Raw genomic sequence first — 17414 nt, forward strand, 5'->3', positions numbered from 1 at the left:
TCGCCATGATCACGACGATCAAGCCGATGAGATAAATCAATCCGTCCATGGTTTGTCCTCCTCAATACTCCCTGTCGCTAATCGGGAGGAATGAGGAACGTTCCTAATTCGACATGGTCCCGTGGAACGAACCGGCGAGGTGCGAATTGTCTGTTCGAGTCCCAAGGATGAAGACTGTGAGCACAAAAGGCCCCAGCCGGGCAGCCCCGGAGCTGGGGCCTTTCCGTGTGCGCGACTGCCTCACCTGCCCGTTGCCTGTCCTATGTTAACGACGCCGGCGGCCGGATCATCAAAGATGCGATCGGGGTGGAACCTGCAAATCGGGAGAGCCGCGTGGACCGCAGAACGGCGTGCCTGCATCAGGCGGATCTATTCCGGGAGAAGGCCCTCGCCGATCCCGAGCACCACGATCAATGGATCGACGAAGCCATCAAATGGCTGGAGCGGGCGATGGAGGCGAGTCACGCCGTCATCACAGTGGAGGCGGGCGGCATCAGCCATCTTCCGGAGCCGGCACGCGCGGCCGCGATCGACACGCTCACCTCGCACCCGCGTGTGATCGCCCGGCAATGAAAAGCGCTCGCAGCTCGCGCTGCTGCCGCAAATGTTCCTGGAACGTAACAATGTTGCGGGTCGACACTGTTCCTGCCGCCATGCTAGGCGGGGCTCAGACCGCAACCAGAGTGACATCGTGCTCGCGAACCGCCAGCCCTCAGGATTCCGCCGACCGCGCAACTGGCGCGGCCTGCTGTCCGTGCTGATCGCGGTGGTCTATTTGCTCGCGGGCGCGCTGCACGGCCTGCACGACATCGACGTGACCACGCCCGCCGGCGGCTCGGAAATTGCGACGGCACTCGATACTGCGGGACATAGCGACCACAAGGCGATCGGCGGGCATCACTGCCACGGCTGCTTCTCGGTCGCGGTCGTTCAGCCGGCACCATCGAGCACGTCGATCCCGCTCGTGGCGGCTCCGCATCCGAAGCCCGAGCCCCACCTCACCGGCATCGTCCCCGATACCGACTCCCCGCCTCCCAAGCATCTGACCTGAACGGATCAGCGGGCGCACCGCGTGCACCCATCTCATCTCCTTCACAGGTCCTATTCATGCTTTCCAGGCGGACGGCCGCGCGCATGGCATGCGCGATGGCTTTTCTCATCAGCCCACAGCTGGTGCTGACGTCGCACGCACAGCCGCTGACGATGCGCGCGGCGCTATCGCGCGCGCTCGCCACGAGCCCGCGCCTCACGGCGGCGGAGCGCGATGTCGGCATCGCCACCGGCCAGCGCATACAGGCGGGCGCACTGCTCAATCCGGAACTGTCCTATGAGCAGGACAATTCGCTCGGGTCGGGTATCTATCGCGGCACAAGATCGGCCGAGACCACGCTCCAGATCAGCCAGGCCTTCGAGCTGTTCGGCAAGCGCGAGGCGCGGATCGCCGCCGGCGCGGCCGGCATCGAGGTCGCCACGATCCAGCGCAAAGCGGTCAGGCTGGAAGTGTTATCGGAGACCGCGATCGCCTTCCTCAGCGTGCTCGGCGCGCAGCGGCGCATCCAGATCCTCGATGAGCAGATCGTCGCGATCGACCGCCTGACACCGCTGCTGCGCCGCCGCGTCGAAGCCGGCGCCTCCTCGCCGGCCGAAACCGGCCGCGCCGAGGTCGCCTCGGCGCTGGTCAAGGCCGACCGCGAGCGCTTCAAGGCGACTCTGGCGAGCGCCCGGCGCGAGCTCGCGGTGCTGATGGGCGATCCCGCCGCGAAATTCGGCGAGGTCTCCGGCCGGCTCGACACCATGGGCAAGCCGCCGACATTCCAATCGGTGGTCGCCGCTATCGATGCCAATCCGCAGCTGGTGCGCTGGACCGCGGTCTATGCACAGCGCAATGCCGAGCTGCTGATGGCGCGCTTGCGGCCCTACCCCGACGTGCGCATCGCCGCCGGCTGGCGGCATTTCAACGAGACCAATGACGACGCGGTGCGCCTCAGCGTCTCGGTGCCGATCCCCGTGTTCGACCAGAACCAGGGCAACATCCTCTCGGCGCAGGAGAGCCTCGCCAAGACCAGGGCCGAGCGCGAGGCGAGCCGCAACACGCTGATCGTCGTCGCCGGCCGCGCCTATGACTCGCTCCAGGGCTCGCTGCGCGAGCTCGCGGTGCTCCGCGAGACCGCCATCCCCAAGGCGGCCGAAGCATCCGAAGCGATCTCGCAAGGCTACGGCCAGGGCCGCTTCTCCCTGCTCGAAGTGCTCGACGCCCAGGCGAGCGTGACGCAGGCGCGCCTGCGTGAGCAGGAGGCACTGCAGAACTTCCATGTCGGCGTTGCCACCATCGAAGGCCTCGTCGGAAATCCCTTCACGCTCGCGCGGGAGAGCCCACGATGAAGACAGCCCCCACCATCATCGTCGCCGTCGTTGCCGCCGCGCTCGGCGCCTACGGCTATTCCATGCTCGTGCCGGCCAAGATTGCCTCGACGGAACATGCCGAGCGTTCCGAACAGAAGAAGCCGAACGATCATGTCGAGCAGGATGAGCACGGCGCCGACCGCATCCGCATCTCCGACGTCAAGCTGGCCGCGGCCGGCGTCACGCTGGCGGAGGCCGCGAGCGCGACGCTGACCGACACGCTCGCCTTCAACGGCATCTTGCGCGCCAACCAGGAGGCGGTGGTTCAGGTCACTCCCCGCTTTCCCGGACTTGCAAAATCGATCCAGAAGCGGATCGGCGACAGGGTCGGCAAGGACGACCTGCTCGCCGCGATCGAGAGCAACCAGAGCCTGACGGTCTACGAGCTGAAGGCGCCGATCGCCGGCACCGTCATCGAGCGGCAGATCTCGCTCGGCGAATACGCCTCCGAGCAGAAGCCGGCTTTCGTCGTCGCCGATCTCTCGACCATCTGGGTCGATCTGTCGATCTACCGGCAGGATCTGCGGCGCGTCCGCCTCGGCGACGAGGTGCTGATCGACGCCGACGACGGCCGCGGCGAGATCAAGGGGACGATCTCCTACCTGGCGCCGATCGGTTCGAGCGAGACCCAGACCGCGCTCGCGCGCGTGGTGCTGCCAAATCCGGACGGACGCCTGCGTCCCGGTCTGTTCGCCACCGCGCGGCTGATCCTCGCCGCCCGCAACGTCGCGGTCGCCGTGCGCCGCAGCGCGATCCAGACGCTCGAGAGCAAGACCATCGTGTTCGTCCGTGAGGACGGCGACAAGATCGAGGCGCGCCCCGTCGAGCTTGGCGACTCCGATCCGAAATTCGTCGAGATCCGCGCAGGTCTGTCCGCCGGCGAGCGCTACGTCGCCGAGAACAGCTTTGTCGTCAAGGCCGAGATGGGCAAGGGAGACGCCGATCATGATTGACACGCTTCTCGCATTCTCGGTGCGCCAGCGCTGGCTGGTGGTCCTGCTCGCGCTCGCGGCCGGCGCCTTGGGCGCGTGGAATTTCACCCACCTGCCGATCGACGCGGTGCCTGACGTGACCAACGTCCAGGTCCAGATCAATACGCGCGCGCCGGGCCTGTCGCCACTCGAGGCCGAGCAGCGCATCACCTTTCCGATCGAGACCGCGATGGGCGGCCTGCCCAAGCTCGACTATACGCGCTCGATCTCGCGCTACGGGCTGAGCCAGGTCACCGTCGTGTTCCAGGACGGCACCGACATCTATTTCGCGCGCCAGCTCGTCAACGAACGCATCCAGCAGGCCAAGGACCAGCTCCCTGCCGGCACCGAAGTCGCGATGGGCCCGATCTCGACCGGGCTCGGCGAGATCTATGTCTATTCCGTCGAAGCCAGGCCCGGCGCGAAATCGCCCACCGGGACCGAGTTCACGCCGACGGAATTGCGCACCGTCCAGGACTGGATCATCAAGCCGCAGCTGCGCACCCTTCCCGGTGTGATCGAGGTCAATTCGATTGGCGGCTATGAACGGCAGTTCCACGTGCTGCCGATCCCCGGCCGGCTGATGGCCTACAAGCTCGGCTTCCGCGACATCATGACGGCGCTCGCCGCCAACAACGCCAATGTCGGCGCCGGCTATATCGAGCGCAATGGCGAGCAATATCTGGTCCGCGCGCCCGGCCAGGTCGCCAATATCGCGGAGATCCGCGACATCGTGATCGGCTCGCGCGGCGGCGTGCCGGTGCGCATCCGCGACGTTGCCGAGGTCAGCGAAGGCCAGGACCTGCGCTCGGGCGCGGCGACGGCGAACGGCGGCGAGACCGTGCTCGGCACTGCCATGCTGCTGGTCGGCGAGAACAGCCGCAGTGTTGCCCAGCGCGTGAAGGCGAAGCTCGCCGAGATCGCGAAGTCGCTGCCCGACGGCGTGATCGCGCGCGCCGTCTACGATCGCACCCATCTGGTGGAAGCAACGATCGAGACCGTCGAGAAGAACCTCATTGAGGGCGCCGCGCTGGTGATCGCGGTGCTGTTCCTGATCCTTGGCAATATCCGCGCCGCGCTGATCACCGCCTGCGTCATCCCCCTCTCGATGCTGTTCACCATCACCGGCATGATCGAGAGCAAGGTCAGCGCAAACCTGATGAGTCTCGGCGCCATCGATTTCGGCATCATCGTCGACGGCGCGGTCATCATCGTCGAGAACTGCCTACGGCTGCTCGCGGCCGAGCAACGCCGGCGCGGCCGGCTGCTCTCGCTGGACGAACGGCTCCAGACCATCCGGGCCGCCAGCAGCGAGGTCATCAAGCCGAGCCTGTTCGGCACGCTGGTCATCGCCGTGGTCTATCTGCCGGTCCTGACCCTGACCGGGACCGAGGGCAAGATGTTCACGCCGATGGCGCTGACCGTGCTGATGGCGCTCGCGGGCGCGGCGCTGCTGTCGGTCACCTTCGTTCCGGCCGCGGTGGCGATTGTCGTAACCGGCAAGGTCTCGGAGAAGGAGAACATCTTCATGCGCGCGGCAAAGCGGTTTTACGTTCCGCTGCTCGACCGCGCCATCCGCTACCGCCGCAGCGTCGCGCTCAGTGCCGTACTGATCGTCGCCGGCAGCCTGTTTGCGGCAACACGCATGGGCGGCGAATTCATCCCGAGCCTGGACGAAGGCGACCTCACCATCGAGACCATCCGGATTCCCGGCACCAGCCTCACCCAGAGCGTCGACATGCAGCTGCGGCTCGAGAAGGCGGTGAAGCAGGTGCCGGAGGTCGCAGAAATCTTCTCCAAGATCGGCACCGCCGAAATCGCCAACGATCCGATGCCGCCGAACGCCGCCGACACCTATGTCACGCTGAAGCCGCGCGACGACTGGCCCGATCCGGCCAAGCCGAAGAACGAGGTGATCGAGGAGATCGAGCGCGCCGCCAACACCTTGCCCGGCACCGCCTATGGCATGACGCAGCCGATCCAGATGCGCTTCAACGAGCTCATCGCTGGCATCCGCAGCGACGTCGGCGTCAAGATCTTTGGCGACGATCTCGACGTGCTCGCCGGCATCGCCCGGCAGGTCGACGGCGTCGTGCGTGGCATCGAGGGCGCGGCCGACGTCAAGACCGAGCAGATCGCGGGCCTGCCGATCCTCACCGTCAAGCTCGACCGCCAGGCGCTGTCACGCTACGGCCTCAGCCTCAGCGAGTTGCAGAACCTCATCGAGATCGCGATCGGCGGCAAGCCGGCCGGAAAGCTGTTCGAGGGCGACCGCCGTTTCGACATCGTGGTGCGCCTGCCCGAAAGCCTGCGCACCGATCCGGATGCGATCAAGTCGCTGACGATCCCGCTGCCCCCTGGCGAGGATGTCGCGGCGGTCACCAAGACCGCCTGGCCCGGCGGAAGCACGGCGCTGCGCTACGTGCCGCTCTCCTCCGTCGCGGCGATCGAGATCGCGCCGGGGCCGAACCAGATCAGCCGCGAGAACGGCAAGCGCCGCGTGGTGGTGATGGCCAATGTCAGGGGGCGCGATTTGCGCTCTTTCGTCGCCGAGACGCAAGCCGCCGTCGTCGAGAAGGTCAAGCTGCCGCCGGGCTACTGGATTGGCTGGGGCGGACAATTCGAGCAGCTGGTCTCCGCCACCAAGCGCCTGACGATCGTCGTGCCGGCGGCATTGCTGCTGGTCTTCTTGCTGCTGTTCATGGGGATGGGATCGGCGGCCGACGCGGCGCTGGTGTTCTCCGGCGTTCCGCTGGCCTTGACCGGCGGCGTTGCCGCACTGCTGCTGCGTGGCATCCCGCTGTCGATCAGCGCCGGCGTCGGCTTCATCGCGCTGTCGGGCGTCGCCGTGCTCAACGGCCTCGTCATCATCGCGTTCATCGAGCGGCTGCGCAGCGAGGGGCGGCCCATTGCGGAGGCCGTACGCGAGGGCGCCCTCACCCGTCTGCGGCCGGTGCTGATGACGGCCCTTGTCGCCTCGCTCGGCTTCGTGCCGATGGCGCTCGCCGCCGGCGCCGGCGCCGAGGTGCAGCGGCCGCTCGCGACCGTGGTGATCGGCGGCATCATCTCCTCGACGGTGCTGACGCTGCTGGTGCTGCCGTCGCTCTATGTGCTGTTCCGCCGTGACGCCGCGGACGAAACGCCTACAATAGCGCCCGACATGGTGACTTCCGGGGAGCGCTAGGCTTGGGCAACCACGACCATCACGGCCATCACCATCATGATCATGCCAACCACAGGCATGATCATGGTCACGGCCATGGTCAAGGTCACGCGCATGTCCACGCGCCCGCTAATTTCGGCAAGGCGTTCGCGATCGGCATTTCGCTCAACACCGCGCTGGTCGTGGTCGAGGCGATCTATGGCTATATCGGCAATTCCACCGCGCTGCTCGCCGATGCCGGTCACAACCTGTCCGACGTGCTCGGCCTGGTCGTGGCCTGGGCTGCGTCTGTCGCGGCAAGGCGCGCGCCGAGCGGCCGCTTCACCTATGGCTTGCGCGCCGCCACCATCTTGGCGGCGCTGGCGAATGCGGTATTCCTGCTGGTGGCGACCGGCGCGATCGGCTGGGAGGCGATCCTGCGCCTGCGCGCGCCTGAGCCGATCGCGGGCGTCACCGTGATGGTGGTCGCCGGCATCGGCATCCTCATCAACGGCTTTACCGCCATGCTGTTCGCAAGCGGGCGCAAGGACGACATCAACATCGAAGGCGCGTATCTGCATATGGCCGCCGACGCTGCAGTCTCGCTCGGCGTCGTGGTCTCGGCCGCGCTGATCGTCTGGACCGGCTGGCTCTGGCTCGATCCCGTCACCAGCCTCGTAATCTGCGCCACCATCCTCTGGAGCACCACGAGCCTCCTGCGCGGCTCCATCGACATGTCGATGGCGGCCGCCCCGAAGGGCACCGACCTGGCCGCGATCAAGGCTTTCCTGCTGGCGCGGCCGGGTGTGTCAGGGATCCACGACCTCCACGTCTGGCCGATCTCGACCACGGAAACGGCGCTGACCTGCCACCTCGTCATGCCCGCCGGCACCGGCGATGCATTCCTGATGGAGACGGCGCAGCTGCTGAGGACGACCTACCGAATCGGCCACACGACGCTTCAGGTGGAGACGCATCCCGACAATGGCTGCGCGCTGGCGCCGGATGATGTGGTGTAACGAGGCCAGCCATCGACGGCGTCACGGCCGGGCTTGTCCCGGCCATCCACGCGCCACCGCGAGTGAGGCCAGACGTGGATGCCCGGGACAAGCCGGGCACGACGACGGAGCCCTACGCCGCCTTCGCCGTCACGATCCAGATCGCACCTGGCAGCGCCACGCTCTGCCCTTTCAGGAACGGCGCAAGAGTCTCGCGGATCGAGGCTTTGGCGGCCTCATATGTTTCGGGCGGATGGCCCTGCAGCGCGCGGCTGGCGGGGCCGATCTGGAGCGAGCCGTCGACGGCGGCATCGAGGCCGCCGCCGATCGCGATGTCCATCGGAAGATCGTGCGGCTCCATCCCGACATCCGCGAAGCCCGCACCTTTCAGGATGCGCATCACGCGCTCCTCCGAGGCGAAGGCGAACGGGCCCGGCTCCTCCGGCCCGACCGGCGGCATCTTCGGCACGTGTTTGTAGACGGCCATCAGCGGCGCCATCATCCACGGGTTTTCCTTCGGCTCGCGCCAGCAGACGAAGGCAAGCCGCCCGCTAAGCTTCAGCGCGCAGCGCAGATTGGTGAAGGACGCGATGGGATCGGCGAAGAACATGACGCCGAAGCGCGAGGCGAGCACGTCAAAGCTCGCCGGCTCGAACGGATGCACGGTCGCGTCCGCCAGCACGAAATCGAGCGGCAGGCCCTTTGGCGCAAGCGCGCGCGCCTGCGACAGCATCGGCTCGGAGACGTCGAGGCCGAGCGCAAAACCGTCGGGCGCCACCGCCTTCGCGAACGCGACCGTCGTCGCACCCGAGCCGCAGCCGACGTCGATCACGCGCTCGCCCGGCTTCGGTTTGGCACGGTTGATCAGGACGTCGGCGATCGGCCCGAGCAGCTTCTCCTGCACCGCATGGCGGTCCGCCCAGCGCTGCCCGCTCGGGCCGTTCCAATAGGCGATCTGGTCGGCGTTTTGCTCGTGTCCGCTGGGCCGTTCCATGGATGCCCCTCTGGCAGCTCGGTCGAAAGACTCCGATGCCGAAAAGCAATGCCGCCGTCAACCAGGGCTGCTCCGTCCGCCTGTCGGCGAGACATGCCTCCATTCTCGCCGCGTTGCACGGCGTCACAGGTTGACGAACGGTGAGAGAACCTACTGCCGAGCTGCGCTACGCCAATGCGCTACGCAAAGTCATTCGGCCGCCAGCGCGGCTCCAGTTCGCTTCGCAAGAACCCGGCGGAAGTCGGTTGCCAGCTCGTCATAATAGCGGGCAAGCTCCTCATAAAAAGCCTTGCCGGCTTCGTCGCTCGCTTCCTGAGCTGCTTTCATGCAGTGAGCGGCTTTGGCCTCGTACCTTTCCAACTTCGTGCGAAGATCACTCATCACGGCGATACTCCACGCAAACCAAGGGAACTGGAACGCTGGTTCGCGGTGCGATCGAAAAGATGACCGAAGGAAGGCAATTTTGGACCCGCCACGGGTCTCTTTCAGGGCACCGGATGCCCTGGCAAAAGCCCGGCTTTCGGCTGTTCGGCTCCGGCGCGGCGGCCTTCACTCGCGTCGCGTCAATGATGTTTGAGCTGGCCTGGATGTCTAAGCCGGCCTGCCGAGCTCGAAGGCTGGTGGGCGGTCACGGATTCGAACCGCGGACCCTCTCGGTGTAAACGAGTGGGCTAGCTGGAAAGTCCAACGAAAACCGATGTTTATTGGCTAGCTGGACTGCGTATGTTCTTGTTTGGTTGCGTTCATTCTGTCGGGTAACTGTCGGGAATAGAGTTCCTGGCGAACTCCTGCGCCTGCCTCTTGGCGGTCTCCTGATCGACTTGGCCAGCACGCAAGCGGCGCCCTGGGATATCGTCCCAATAGAAATAGACTGACTTTCGTCCATCGCTGAAGCGCACTTCGAAGCTCCCGCAGTCCTCAACAATCGAATGACGGATGATTCGGACGCCGTAAGTTTCTGCCATCTGGGCAGAATAGCAAAAACCCGCCCAGCCGTTAAGCCGAGCGGGTTGGGTACGTCCCACTATTCGGGAAACGTCACCGAACGAGGTGGGGCGTAGGAAAGCGCGGAAGCAATCTCCAGCGAAACTCAGCCTCTCTCATGGCCTGATCGCGACTGACGATAGCGTGGTTTTCCAAGACCTGTGCGTTAGATGGTGAGAAGTGCTCAACAGGCGGGAACTGAGCCGTGCTCCGAAGGCCCGTTTCTCCATCCATGAATTCAATGATGACGGCGTCGTGCATACATCCTCCCAATCTGGCGAACCGATAGACTAGCATACAATCACTGTGCCGCTACGCGGCAGCAGCAAGTTTCAGGATGGATGATAGGTGCGCTTCCGCTCCATATCCCTCACTGCCTGCTCAAAAATTGCTATGGCCCGCGAGACATTACTGGCACCCATGTCCTGCGGGTCTGTGTTGGCACGGAGCCATGCAATAACCTCGTCAACAGTCGGTTCCTTCTCGCTCATGCCGCCTCCCTCACCTTGGCCTGCTCTCTCATCCAAGCCACCGCCCCAGCCAGATAGTTAATCGCCCCAAGACACTCGGCCTCAGCTGCGTCGTACTGGCCTCGATCAATCATGCCGGCCGCCTCTTGGGATTTCTTGATGGCCTGCCCGAGCGGGAAGCCAGGCCCAACCATGCGGGTGGTCACCAGCATGGGCTGATCATCGAACGGCAGATCACGCGCGTGGCGTTCCTTGCCCTTGCCGATTGCGGCGTGATTGAAGGCGGCATCGAGAATGGTGCGGAGGGTCGTGTATTTGTCAGTGGGCGGGCGTAGACCAACCACGTATGTCCGCGCGTCCACCTCAGGACTATTGGCCGCAACGGGCTGGCCAATAGTGGGGTGCCATTCGGTGGCTGGCACAAATTGTCCTGTCCAATCTTCGCGCCCACTCGGCATCACACCGCCTCCATTTCTTTCTTCTTCACACCGCCAACCACCGGCCTAAACCGCCACGAAGCGAACGGCTTCTCAAAGTCAACGATCTCCGCGCCAACCCGGTAAGGCAGGCGATCGTTGCGGATTTCCTTCAACAGCAAGCCTTCAACGCCGAAGTGGTCCACAACTACGTCACGCACGGTGTAGGTCTGATTTAGCTTGGGGTATATCTCATCGCCGTAGCCCATGGTGCCGAGGTTGGTGTCGTCAATGAAGGCGACAGAGTCGCCTGGGTTGATGTGCATCACACGGCCTCAGTGGTAGACGCCAGGGTGAAATCCAGATAATATTCCTCACCAACCGTAAACTGACCAATGAGCGCGGGATTGGTGATGGCCATGGTTAGTGACGCCGATGGCGTAAACTTGGCATAGGTATTATTTTCGTCACTGCCATCCGATGGATACTGCGATGCGCAAACTGCGCTGAACGTCAGAGTTTCTTGCGTTACCTGTCCAGTAGTCGGGTATTGATTGATACCCGCAATACGCATCTTAGCGCGCATAGATGTCATTGGCTTCACCTTAAGGTCAACTTGCATTTCAGAATGTGGCGCTGGGCTACGAAACGCGGAGCATTGCGCCAAGCCTCCGTTTAGGCCCGATCCGCCGTATTCGGGCGCAAGCGTTCCGTCGAGGTTGTGCGTTCCAAGATCCACCAGAATTTCTCTTGCTTCTTTCTGCACAGCTTCTGGCGTCATGGTTGCCCAGCGCTCTTCGCGTTTTCGTATCTGCTCCCTCAGGGAGTCTATCCACTTCTGGTGGTCAATCACGCCGACTCCTCAGCCCATACGACATCCTCAATTCGCTTCGGCAAATTCCGCTCGTCGTGGATCCAATACAGGTCAACCTCTGCGGATTCGATACTAGTTGCCTTGTTCTCTATCGCGATACACGCAGCATCGAACGCGCTGATACTGTGTCCTTCGGTCACGAGCTCGCCAGCAATATAAATACCAACCCAATCGTCTGCCTGCGCGAACACCATGTCAGTTTCGTATTTTGGCATCACGCTGCCCCCGTAATTTTCGTAGCGGAGCGAGCGGCGTTGCGCACAAGACTGAAGAACTCGTCCTTACTCCCCAGCCAAGTTATCTTGCCCAACTCTGCAACGTAAAACGTCGAGTAATTAAAATTTTCTCCTTCAGCCATGATGGCAACACCAAGCTTGACGGAATCGCCAATTTTTCTTGGCACATATTCTTCAAATTCCAATGTAGTCTTGGTCTCAGTCTTCTTTTTTCGCCAGAACATCACCGCAACTCCTTCATCCAATATAAGCTCTGCGGAAGCGCCCAAGGCTCAGGCTTAAACAAGAGATATCCGGCCTTGATCAGATTGTTTGAGCTAGGCACGTTGTCGGTCGTGTCCGTTATAATTGAGGTCCAGCCCAGCTGACGCGCCTTTCGCTCACGCACCTTCAGCAAGCGGCGCTGCAACCCTTGCCCTCGATGCGCAGGCAGAACACCAGCGCGCTTCAAATAGCCGACGCCAGGCCCGATAGAGCTTGGCACTATGCCAGCGAATCCAACCGGATCCTTGCCGTGATAGGCCAGCCACCAGTGGCCGTAGTATTTGACCTTTGGCGCGGTATCGAGGAAACACGCGTCGTGCAACTCATCAAGAGTTTCGGCAATGTCTTCGTCTTCGCCGTCGACTTCGCGGATGATATAGGTCACGGGACGGCACCAACGGCCTTAGTAGGCTGGATGCTGTCGTTTAAAATCTGCAGGTCAGCCCCACTAACTGCTTGCACAATCTCAATGCGATCCCAACGAGGCACTGCTATGCGACCCGTTCTGGCCGCCACACGTCGCGCAACCTCAAGGATCGTCAGCAAATCACTCTCGGTTATTTTCACCTTGGCCATCACGCCGCCCTTCGCACGGGCTCGTTGTCATTGGCCGCTACAGGAGCGCCGTTGAGCATCGGCAGGCTAACCGTCAGCCGGTCAATCTCGCCGTAGTCCCTGTGCAGGGTGATTGAAACAGCCGTGCGAGGCGACGAGAATCCCATACCAGCGTGCCATGCATCCTTTGCGGTCAGGGTGTTGAAGCTCTCTGCTTTCACGCCATTGTGCACCTTAGCGCGGTCGTGGTGGACATGACCGGTGTATCCGTATCGGAATTCGGTTTCGCCCCATTCGCGCGGCCAGTTCGTCGCCATGTACCCCGACATGTCGCCCATTTTGAGCATATCGCCGTGAGTTGCGGCCACCATCACCTTGCCGAACCGGTGCATAAAGAAGCGGCTGGGGTTGGTGTCAACCGTGACGCGAGGCTCGTTGCGAAAATGCGCAGCAATGGCAACTGCCAGCAGCTTGCTTGATTCCTCGTCATGGTTTCCGGGCAACTTGCGATAGATCACGTATTGATGCTTCTGGAGCGCAAGCTCAACGCACTCAACAACGAGCTCGTAGCCAACCTGGAGGACGCGCGCATATCGGGTGTCGACGTCCAGAACGTTCTTGCTTCGCTCAGTCTGATTGCGGCTGCTGTCAGTGTGGAAGTAATCCCCGAGATCAAGCACGATGGCCGTCTCGCTATTGGCCGACCTCGCCACCAGATTCTTTACCGAGCCACGCAGAAGTTCGGAAGCAATATCAAGGTCAAAGCTGGCGCCAGTTTCTGCTGCCCATGCGTAGAGGCCAAGATGCAAATCAACTATCGGATAAACCGTCAGCGTCTCTGCGCTGGTATAGGCCGGCGCAGGAGGGAGGCCAGTACATCCATTGTAGTCCGCGATTGCGGCCTCAAGTGCGGCTAACAGCTTACTGCCGCCCGTCTCCTCTCGTGTCTTAATCCACTTGACGATCTCGCGGCCAGACGGATCGACAAGCGCAGAGATACCCTTAATGGCGTGGCCTTCGGGGACAGCGAATTCCTCGCCTTTTTCCGGCTTCTGCTGGATGAACTCACGTACCAGATCGCCGTGCTGGTTGTAGACAGCCGTTTCCTTGGAAATGTAATAGCCGTCCAGCACCGGTTCGGTGCCCATCATGCCGCGCTCGTTGGCCCTTTTGATGTGCCGCTGAACCTTGGCCCGCGACCACCCCAGGGCCACGGCTGCGGCTGACTTGCCGCCATGCTCGCGCACCGCCGCAATGGCAGTCTCGATATCTTCATCTGAAATCGGCGGTGTAGGCATGGTGCTCCGCTAGTTGGTGCAATATTCAACAGTGTTGCTTGGCGGCAAAAACGCTAAATGCGCCCGAGAAAATAATGGCCGGGATTTTGTCCCGGCCATGCACAGCGATGTCAGCCGAATCACTCCGGCTTGCGGACGAACTGGAGAAAAAAGTTATCGAGTCTGTCCCCAAGCCGGTTGATGGCCGTGGTTACGTCGGACATAGCAGCTCGCGAGACGTACTCAGCGGCCACATGCTCGCGGTGTTCGGCAAGATCCCGTTCAAGGTTACTTGCCTTCACAGAAGCCGCAGAGGCGAGTATTTCAGCGGCCTTGGTGCTCGCCTCGGCCTGGGCCAGCCTGGTGGCCAACTTCCAGACCCAGCCAGCCACGGCTAGAACCACGGTAACGACAATGCCGGCCGGAATCTCCCAACCCATCAGCGCCAGCCCTTCCGAAGGTCGCCATACCACGCCAGAAACCGCTTGCCGCAGCGCTGGAGCACGACTTCATGCACCCGGTCCTGCTTCCACAAGGACTCCACTTCGGCCACTGACAGCACTTTCTGTGGCACCCTGACTGGCCCCGAGCGAAAGCACGTCTGGATGTCTGCCGGCACAACAGGAAGGCTGCCTGAGACGGTCGCGCCCGGTTGGCCACATCCAGCCAAGGCCAGCGTCAGCGCGGCCACAACAGCCGCCACGGTTCGTTTCATCTAATATCCCCTGCCCTCTTAGCTGCATCTTCCGGCAGGCATGCCGTGTCGTTCGCTGGCGTCTGGGCTGCCTTATCGCGTAGCGCGTCCAGTTCAACGGCATCGCCCGCAGCTCGCTTGGCGTCTGCCTCGTTCGCGCTCTCAAGGGTCTTGATCCAGCCCTTCAGAACTGCCACCTCGCGCGCGTTCTGTTCCGCCTGCGCCCTGCTATAGGCGTTGTGGTCAATCTGCTGGTATGTGAAGCCGGCGATAAGGACAGCGCCCGCTGCAACGGCTACCTTCCAGTTTTTTGCGAACCACGCGATTACGGCCAGCGCGATCACGCCGAGCGTGACAGCTATGATGAGTGCGTAGTTCGATGCGACATAGGACATTAGCCAGATCATTTGAAAATCCATTTGTGCCACGCTGGCCTAGCCGGGGCAGGCGCAGGCTTGACAGGAGTGCGACATTCGGGATGGGCTGTGTACGTCTTGTCATCGACCGCTTGCCCGTAACAAGGCGGGCCATCCGGCACCTTGATGGCTGCCTCTGCTGCGGCTTGTTCTGCAGCCTTCTGCGCCCTATCCGCGTCCAGTTGCGCAGCACGAGCCTTGATGGCTCGATCTGCTGCCGGGGCCCCATTGAGATATGAAAAGCACATCTTCTGATCGTCACGACGCCGATTAATCAGGCCCTTGACGACCTTACCCTGTGCACGGATGTACCACCCGGTGTAGACCAGCTTGCCGTCAACGATCTTTGAAGTTAGCAGCGCCGCGCAGGCACCCTTGAAGTCGCCCCTATTAATCGCAGCCACCATAGGCGATTTGCACACAGCCCCAGTGCCAGCGTTGTATGAGGTGGTAATCATAGCCGCGCGGACACTATCTGGAGCATCAACCTTGATGCACTCGCCAATCCTCGCGTCATACTCGCGCAGACGAACGACAAGCCGGTCAGACCAAAACTTTTCATCGTGGGTTTCGCCGCACCTCACGCCTTCGGTCTCGCCGTAGCCGCCAGTGCACGGCCTGCCCGTGCCGATGGTGTCGACCTTGACCGTAGGCCAGTAGCCCTCGGACTTCTTGACGGCAGGCAGCACCATTGCGAGAGCGGCGGCACTGGCAACCGTGATTGCTGTCTTGCGGGCGCTCATGCACCGCCCCCGATGTCAGCGGGCGGCACCTGCTTAACCAGCCTCAGAAAACCAATTAGGCCGTACCCAGCGCAGCTCAGCGCGAGGAAAAACCACGGATTAAACACGTCGACGAAAGCCGCCAGACCGAGTACAGCACCCGTCAGGACGAACATGAAAAGGCTAGCGCGCACCGACCAAAGCCGATGCAGATCAGTGCGCCAATTATCAATGAGCGTGGGCGCGCGGCTGCGCACCCAAGAAATGGGGGACATTTGCGGTCCTTTGTGATGGAGGTTCTGGTGGTGTAGGGCGAGGCGATTCAGCCGCGCAGGATCAATCTGTGGCGGGTGTCAAGTCGCCAAACGGAGCGATCTCGGGAATCTGGAACACGGCCCGCTCGGGGTTAGCCACCTTGCACCGGCCCTGAACCGACGCTAGACCCGAGACTCCCGGCACTCTGATATGGACGACCCTTCCGAGTAGAACGGCGAGATCGAATGACCGAGAAACCTAAGGCGCTACAGATACTCTCGACCAGGATTGTCGACAGCAGCGGCAACGCCGTCAAAGCCCTCGACCATGACGGGAGCTATACAATCGAGATCACGAGCAAGGCATCAGCGGCGGTCAAAAACGCCAGCATTGGCTACAACATCAAGCTCGGAAACGGACTTGTGGTCTACGGAACCTCGTCCGCAATTCAAGGGCACTTTCTTCACTTCGCCGAGGGCGAGGCCAAAACGTCGCGCTTCACATTGCGGCCGACACTCGCGCTCGGGATCTATTACTTGTCGGCGGGCATCGCCGAAGTCCTGACCCCAGAGGAGGAGGTGCACAACTACGTCATGCTCGACTACGTCCACGACGCGATGCCTTTTGTCGTCGTCTCTGACAGGGACGACGGGATCTGCGACTTGGGTAGCCAGCTTGTCTCCCTCACAAAAGTTGCCGAGGCCTGAATGCACCTTTCACACCTGTCGCTTTTGGCTTGCCCCGTCGACAAGACACCCCTGCGTCTCACGACCAGCGAAATGGACGGCGATTTCGTCAAGCGCGGTACCTTGGCCAGTGAAGCTGGTCGGTCCTATCCGATCAGGTCTTTCATTCCACGCTTCGTTGCTGACGACGGATACGCCTCTAATTTTACCGTCGAATGGGAAAAGCATCCCGACATCCTGCATAGCTCGATGTCGAATTTTTCTGCGTATCGACAGCGCTTCACCCAGGAAACCCGATGGGGCAGCAACCTGTCAGGCCAACTCATACTCGAAGCCGGATGCGGCCCCGGCGCCATTACCCCGTTTGCACTGGAGACCGGCGCAACGGTTGTCTCCTTCGATCTTTCCAACAGCGTCGAGAAGGCCCGCGAGAACGTCGGGCACAATCCAAACAGCCTGTTCCTTCAGGCCAGCCTCTTTGAAATGCCGTTCAAGCCTGAGACGTTCGACAAAGCCTTTTGCTTTGGCGTCCTGCAACACACTCCAGATCCGAAGGCCGGAATTCGCCGGCTGGCCGAAATCCTCAAACCCGGCGGCGCTCTCGCGGCCGATTCCTATATCGAGCCCGATCCGCACCTTGGCGGCGGCCATAAACTGTTGCGGGCCAAATACCGATTCCGAAGGCTCCTCCCGACGTTGCCCCCGCACGTTCTCCACAAGATTGTGCGCGCCTACGTCGCGGTGATGTTCCCTCTCTATAAGATGGTACGCGATCGGCCAAACGGCCCCGATCTGATGCGCGGCTTGATGATCGACGAATATCGGCAACGCATGACCGGGATGGACGAAAAATATTACAAGGAGTTCGCCGTCCTCGACATCTTCGACTTCCTTTCGCCCAAGTACGACACGCCGCAGTCCGTCGAGTCCTTTCGACAGATTTTCGCCGACTGCGGGCTGGACGCGATCGACGTGCACCACGGCTGGAATGGCATTGAGGGGCGAGCATCAAAGCCAATTGCAGAGCGCGCGCACCAGGCGGCGGAGTAGACGCCAA

Annotated in this window: 23 protein-coding genes; 8 read left to right on the forward strand and 15 right to left on the reverse strand. The window is 62.3% G+C overall.

Translation table 11 applies throughout. The features are described from left to right. The first annotated feature begins 333 nt into the window (after positions 1–333). The 6 genes from AC5V87_RS22795 to AC5V87_RS22820 all read left to right on the forward strand — a co-directional run bounded on the left by AC5V87_RS22795 (position 334) and on the right by AC5V87_RS22820 (position 7535). Positions 334–573, forward strand: coding sequence for a hypothetical protein (locus AC5V87_RS22795; protein WP_495367809.1), 240 nt, complete (start codon positions 334–336; stop codon positions 571–573). A gap of 118 nt (positions 574–691) precedes the next feature. Beyond that, a complete protein-coding gene (locus tag AC5V87_RS22800; protein WP_456838176.1) occupies positions 692–1051 on the forward strand; it encodes a hypothetical protein in 360 nt (119 codons plus the stop codon). Between the two features lie 56 nt (positions 1052–1107). Continuing rightward, positions 1108–2382: a divalent metal ion exporter subunit IhpA gene (gene ihpA / locus AC5V87_RS22805; RefSeq protein WP_495367810.1), complete on the forward strand. Its 1275-nt coding sequence runs from the start codon at positions 1108–1110 to the stop codon at positions 2380–2382. Then, positions 2379–3356: a divalent metal ion exporter adaptor subunit IhpB gene (gene ihpB, locus AC5V87_RS22810; RefSeq protein ID WP_495367811.1), complete on the forward strand. Its 978-nt coding sequence runs from the start codon at positions 2379–2381 to the stop codon at positions 3354–3356. The genes ihpA and ihpB overlap by 4 nt, the downstream gene beginning before the upstream one ends. Further along, positions 3349–6558 carry an efflux RND transporter permease subunit gene (locus tag AC5V87_RS22815; RefSeq protein ID WP_495367812.1) on the forward strand — a complete coding sequence of 1070 codons (3210 nt, stop codon included), beginning with the start codon at positions 3349–3351 and terminating at the stop codon, positions 6556–6558. Before ihpB ends, AC5V87_RS22815 begins: the two co-directional genes overlap by 8 nt. Before the next feature lie 2 nt (positions 6559–6560). Further along, a complete protein-coding gene (locus AC5V87_RS22820) occupies positions 6561–7535 on the forward strand; it encodes a cation diffusion facilitator family transporter (RefSeq protein ID WP_495367813.1) in 975 nt (324 codons plus the stop codon). A 112-nt stretch (positions 7536–7647) separates the two neighbouring features. On the opposite strand, the gene AC5V87_RS22825 is transcribed toward AC5V87_RS22820, so the two are convergent. The 15 genes from AC5V87_RS22825 to AC5V87_RS22895 all read right to left on the reverse strand — a co-directional run bounded on the left by AC5V87_RS22825 (position 7648) and on the right by AC5V87_RS22895 (position 15691). After that, positions 7648–8508, reverse strand: coding sequence for a class I SAM-dependent methyltransferase (locus AC5V87_RS22825; protein ID WP_495367814.1), 861 nt, complete (start codon positions 8506–8508; stop codon positions 7648–7650). 189 nt (positions 8509–8697) lie between these two features. Next, positions 8698–8889 (reverse strand): hypothetical protein, encoded by a 192-nt coding sequence (locus AC5V87_RS22830; RefSeq protein ID WP_456838170.1) that lies wholly within the window; start codon positions 8887–8889, stop codon positions 8698–8700. Between the two features lie 935 nt (positions 8890–9824). After that, positions 9825–9983, reverse strand: a complete 159-nt coding sequence (locus AC5V87_RS22835; RefSeq protein WP_495367815.1) for a hypothetical protein — start codon at positions 9981–9983, stop codon at positions 9825–9827. Beyond that, complete coding sequence (locus AC5V87_RS22840) at positions 9980–10384, reverse strand: hypothetical protein (protein WP_495367816.1); 405 nt, start codon at positions 10382–10384, stop codon at positions 9980–9982. The genes AC5V87_RS22835 and AC5V87_RS22840 overlap by 4 nt, the downstream gene beginning before the upstream one ends. Before the next feature lie 35 nt (positions 10385–10419). After that, on the reverse strand, positions 10420–10704 hold the full coding sequence (locus AC5V87_RS22845; protein WP_495367817.1) for a hypothetical protein: 285 nt from the start codon (positions 10702–10704) through the stop codon (positions 10420–10422). Next, positions 10704–11231, reverse strand: a complete 528-nt coding sequence (locus AC5V87_RS22850; RefSeq protein ID WP_495367818.1) for a hypothetical protein — start codon at positions 11229–11231, stop codon at positions 10704–10706. Before AC5V87_RS22850 ends, AC5V87_RS22845 begins: the two co-directional genes overlap by 1 nt. Then, on the reverse strand, positions 11228–11446 hold the full coding sequence (locus AC5V87_RS22855; protein ID WP_495367819.1) for a hypothetical protein: 219 nt from the start codon (positions 11444–11446) through the stop codon (positions 11228–11230). The genes AC5V87_RS22850 and AC5V87_RS22855 overlap by 4 nt, the downstream gene beginning before the upstream one ends. 20 nt (positions 11447–11466) lie before the next feature. Further along, positions 11467–11712: a hypothetical protein gene (locus tag AC5V87_RS22860; RefSeq protein WP_495367820.1), complete on the reverse strand. Its 246-nt coding sequence runs from the start codon at positions 11710–11712 to the stop codon at positions 11467–11469. After that, positions 11712–12137, reverse strand: coding sequence for a GNAT family N-acetyltransferase (locus AC5V87_RS22865; RefSeq protein ID WP_495367821.1), 426 nt, complete (start codon positions 12135–12137; stop codon positions 11712–11714). Before AC5V87_RS22865 ends, AC5V87_RS22860 begins: the two co-directional genes overlap by 1 nt. Before the next feature lie 190 nt (positions 12138–12327). Then, positions 12328–13605 (reverse strand): hypothetical protein, encoded by a 1278-nt coding sequence (locus AC5V87_RS22870; RefSeq protein WP_495367822.1) that lies wholly within the window; start codon positions 13603–13605, stop codon positions 12328–12330. 119 nt (positions 13606–13724) lie between these two features. Beyond that, entirely contained in the window at positions 13725–14024 is a 300-nt protein-coding gene (locus tag AC5V87_RS22875) for a hypothetical protein (protein WP_495367824.1), read from the reverse strand. Next, positions 14024–14299, reverse strand: coding sequence for a hypothetical protein (locus AC5V87_RS22880; RefSeq protein ID WP_495367825.1), 276 nt, complete (start codon positions 14297–14299; stop codon positions 14024–14026). The genes AC5V87_RS22875 and AC5V87_RS22880 overlap by 1 nt, the downstream gene beginning before the upstream one ends. Further along, positions 14296–14685: a hypothetical protein gene (locus AC5V87_RS22885; protein WP_495367826.1), complete on the reverse strand. Its 390-nt coding sequence runs from the start codon at positions 14683–14685 to the stop codon at positions 14296–14298. The genes AC5V87_RS22880 and AC5V87_RS22885 overlap by 4 nt, the downstream gene beginning before the upstream one ends. Beyond that, positions 14682–15437 (reverse strand): glycoside hydrolase family protein, encoded by a 756-nt coding sequence (locus AC5V87_RS22890; RefSeq protein WP_495367827.1) that lies wholly within the window; start codon positions 15435–15437, stop codon positions 14682–14684. The genes AC5V87_RS22885 and AC5V87_RS22890 overlap by 4 nt, the downstream gene beginning before the upstream one ends. Beyond that, a complete protein-coding gene (locus AC5V87_RS22895) occupies positions 15434–15691 on the reverse strand; it encodes a DUF7940 domain-containing protein (RefSeq protein WP_495367828.1) in 258 nt (85 codons plus the stop codon). The genes AC5V87_RS22890 and AC5V87_RS22895 overlap by 4 nt, the downstream gene beginning before the upstream one ends. A 225-nt stretch (positions 15692–15916) precedes the next feature. Here AC5V87_RS22895 and AC5V87_RS22900 point away from each other — a divergent pair, with 225 nt between their 5' ends. After that, on the forward strand, positions 15917–16378 hold the full coding sequence (locus AC5V87_RS22900; RefSeq protein ID WP_495367829.1) for a Wzt carbohydrate-binding domain-containing protein: 462 nt from the start codon (positions 15917–15919) through the stop codon (positions 16376–16378). Next, positions 16379–17407, forward strand: coding sequence for a class I SAM-dependent methyltransferase (locus tag AC5V87_RS22905; protein ID WP_495367830.1), 1029 nt, complete (start codon positions 16379–16381; stop codon positions 17405–17407). The last annotated feature ends 7 nt before the right edge of the window (positions 17408–17414 follow it).

Source organism: Bradyrhizobium sp. SOJA106 (assembly GCF_059448745.1).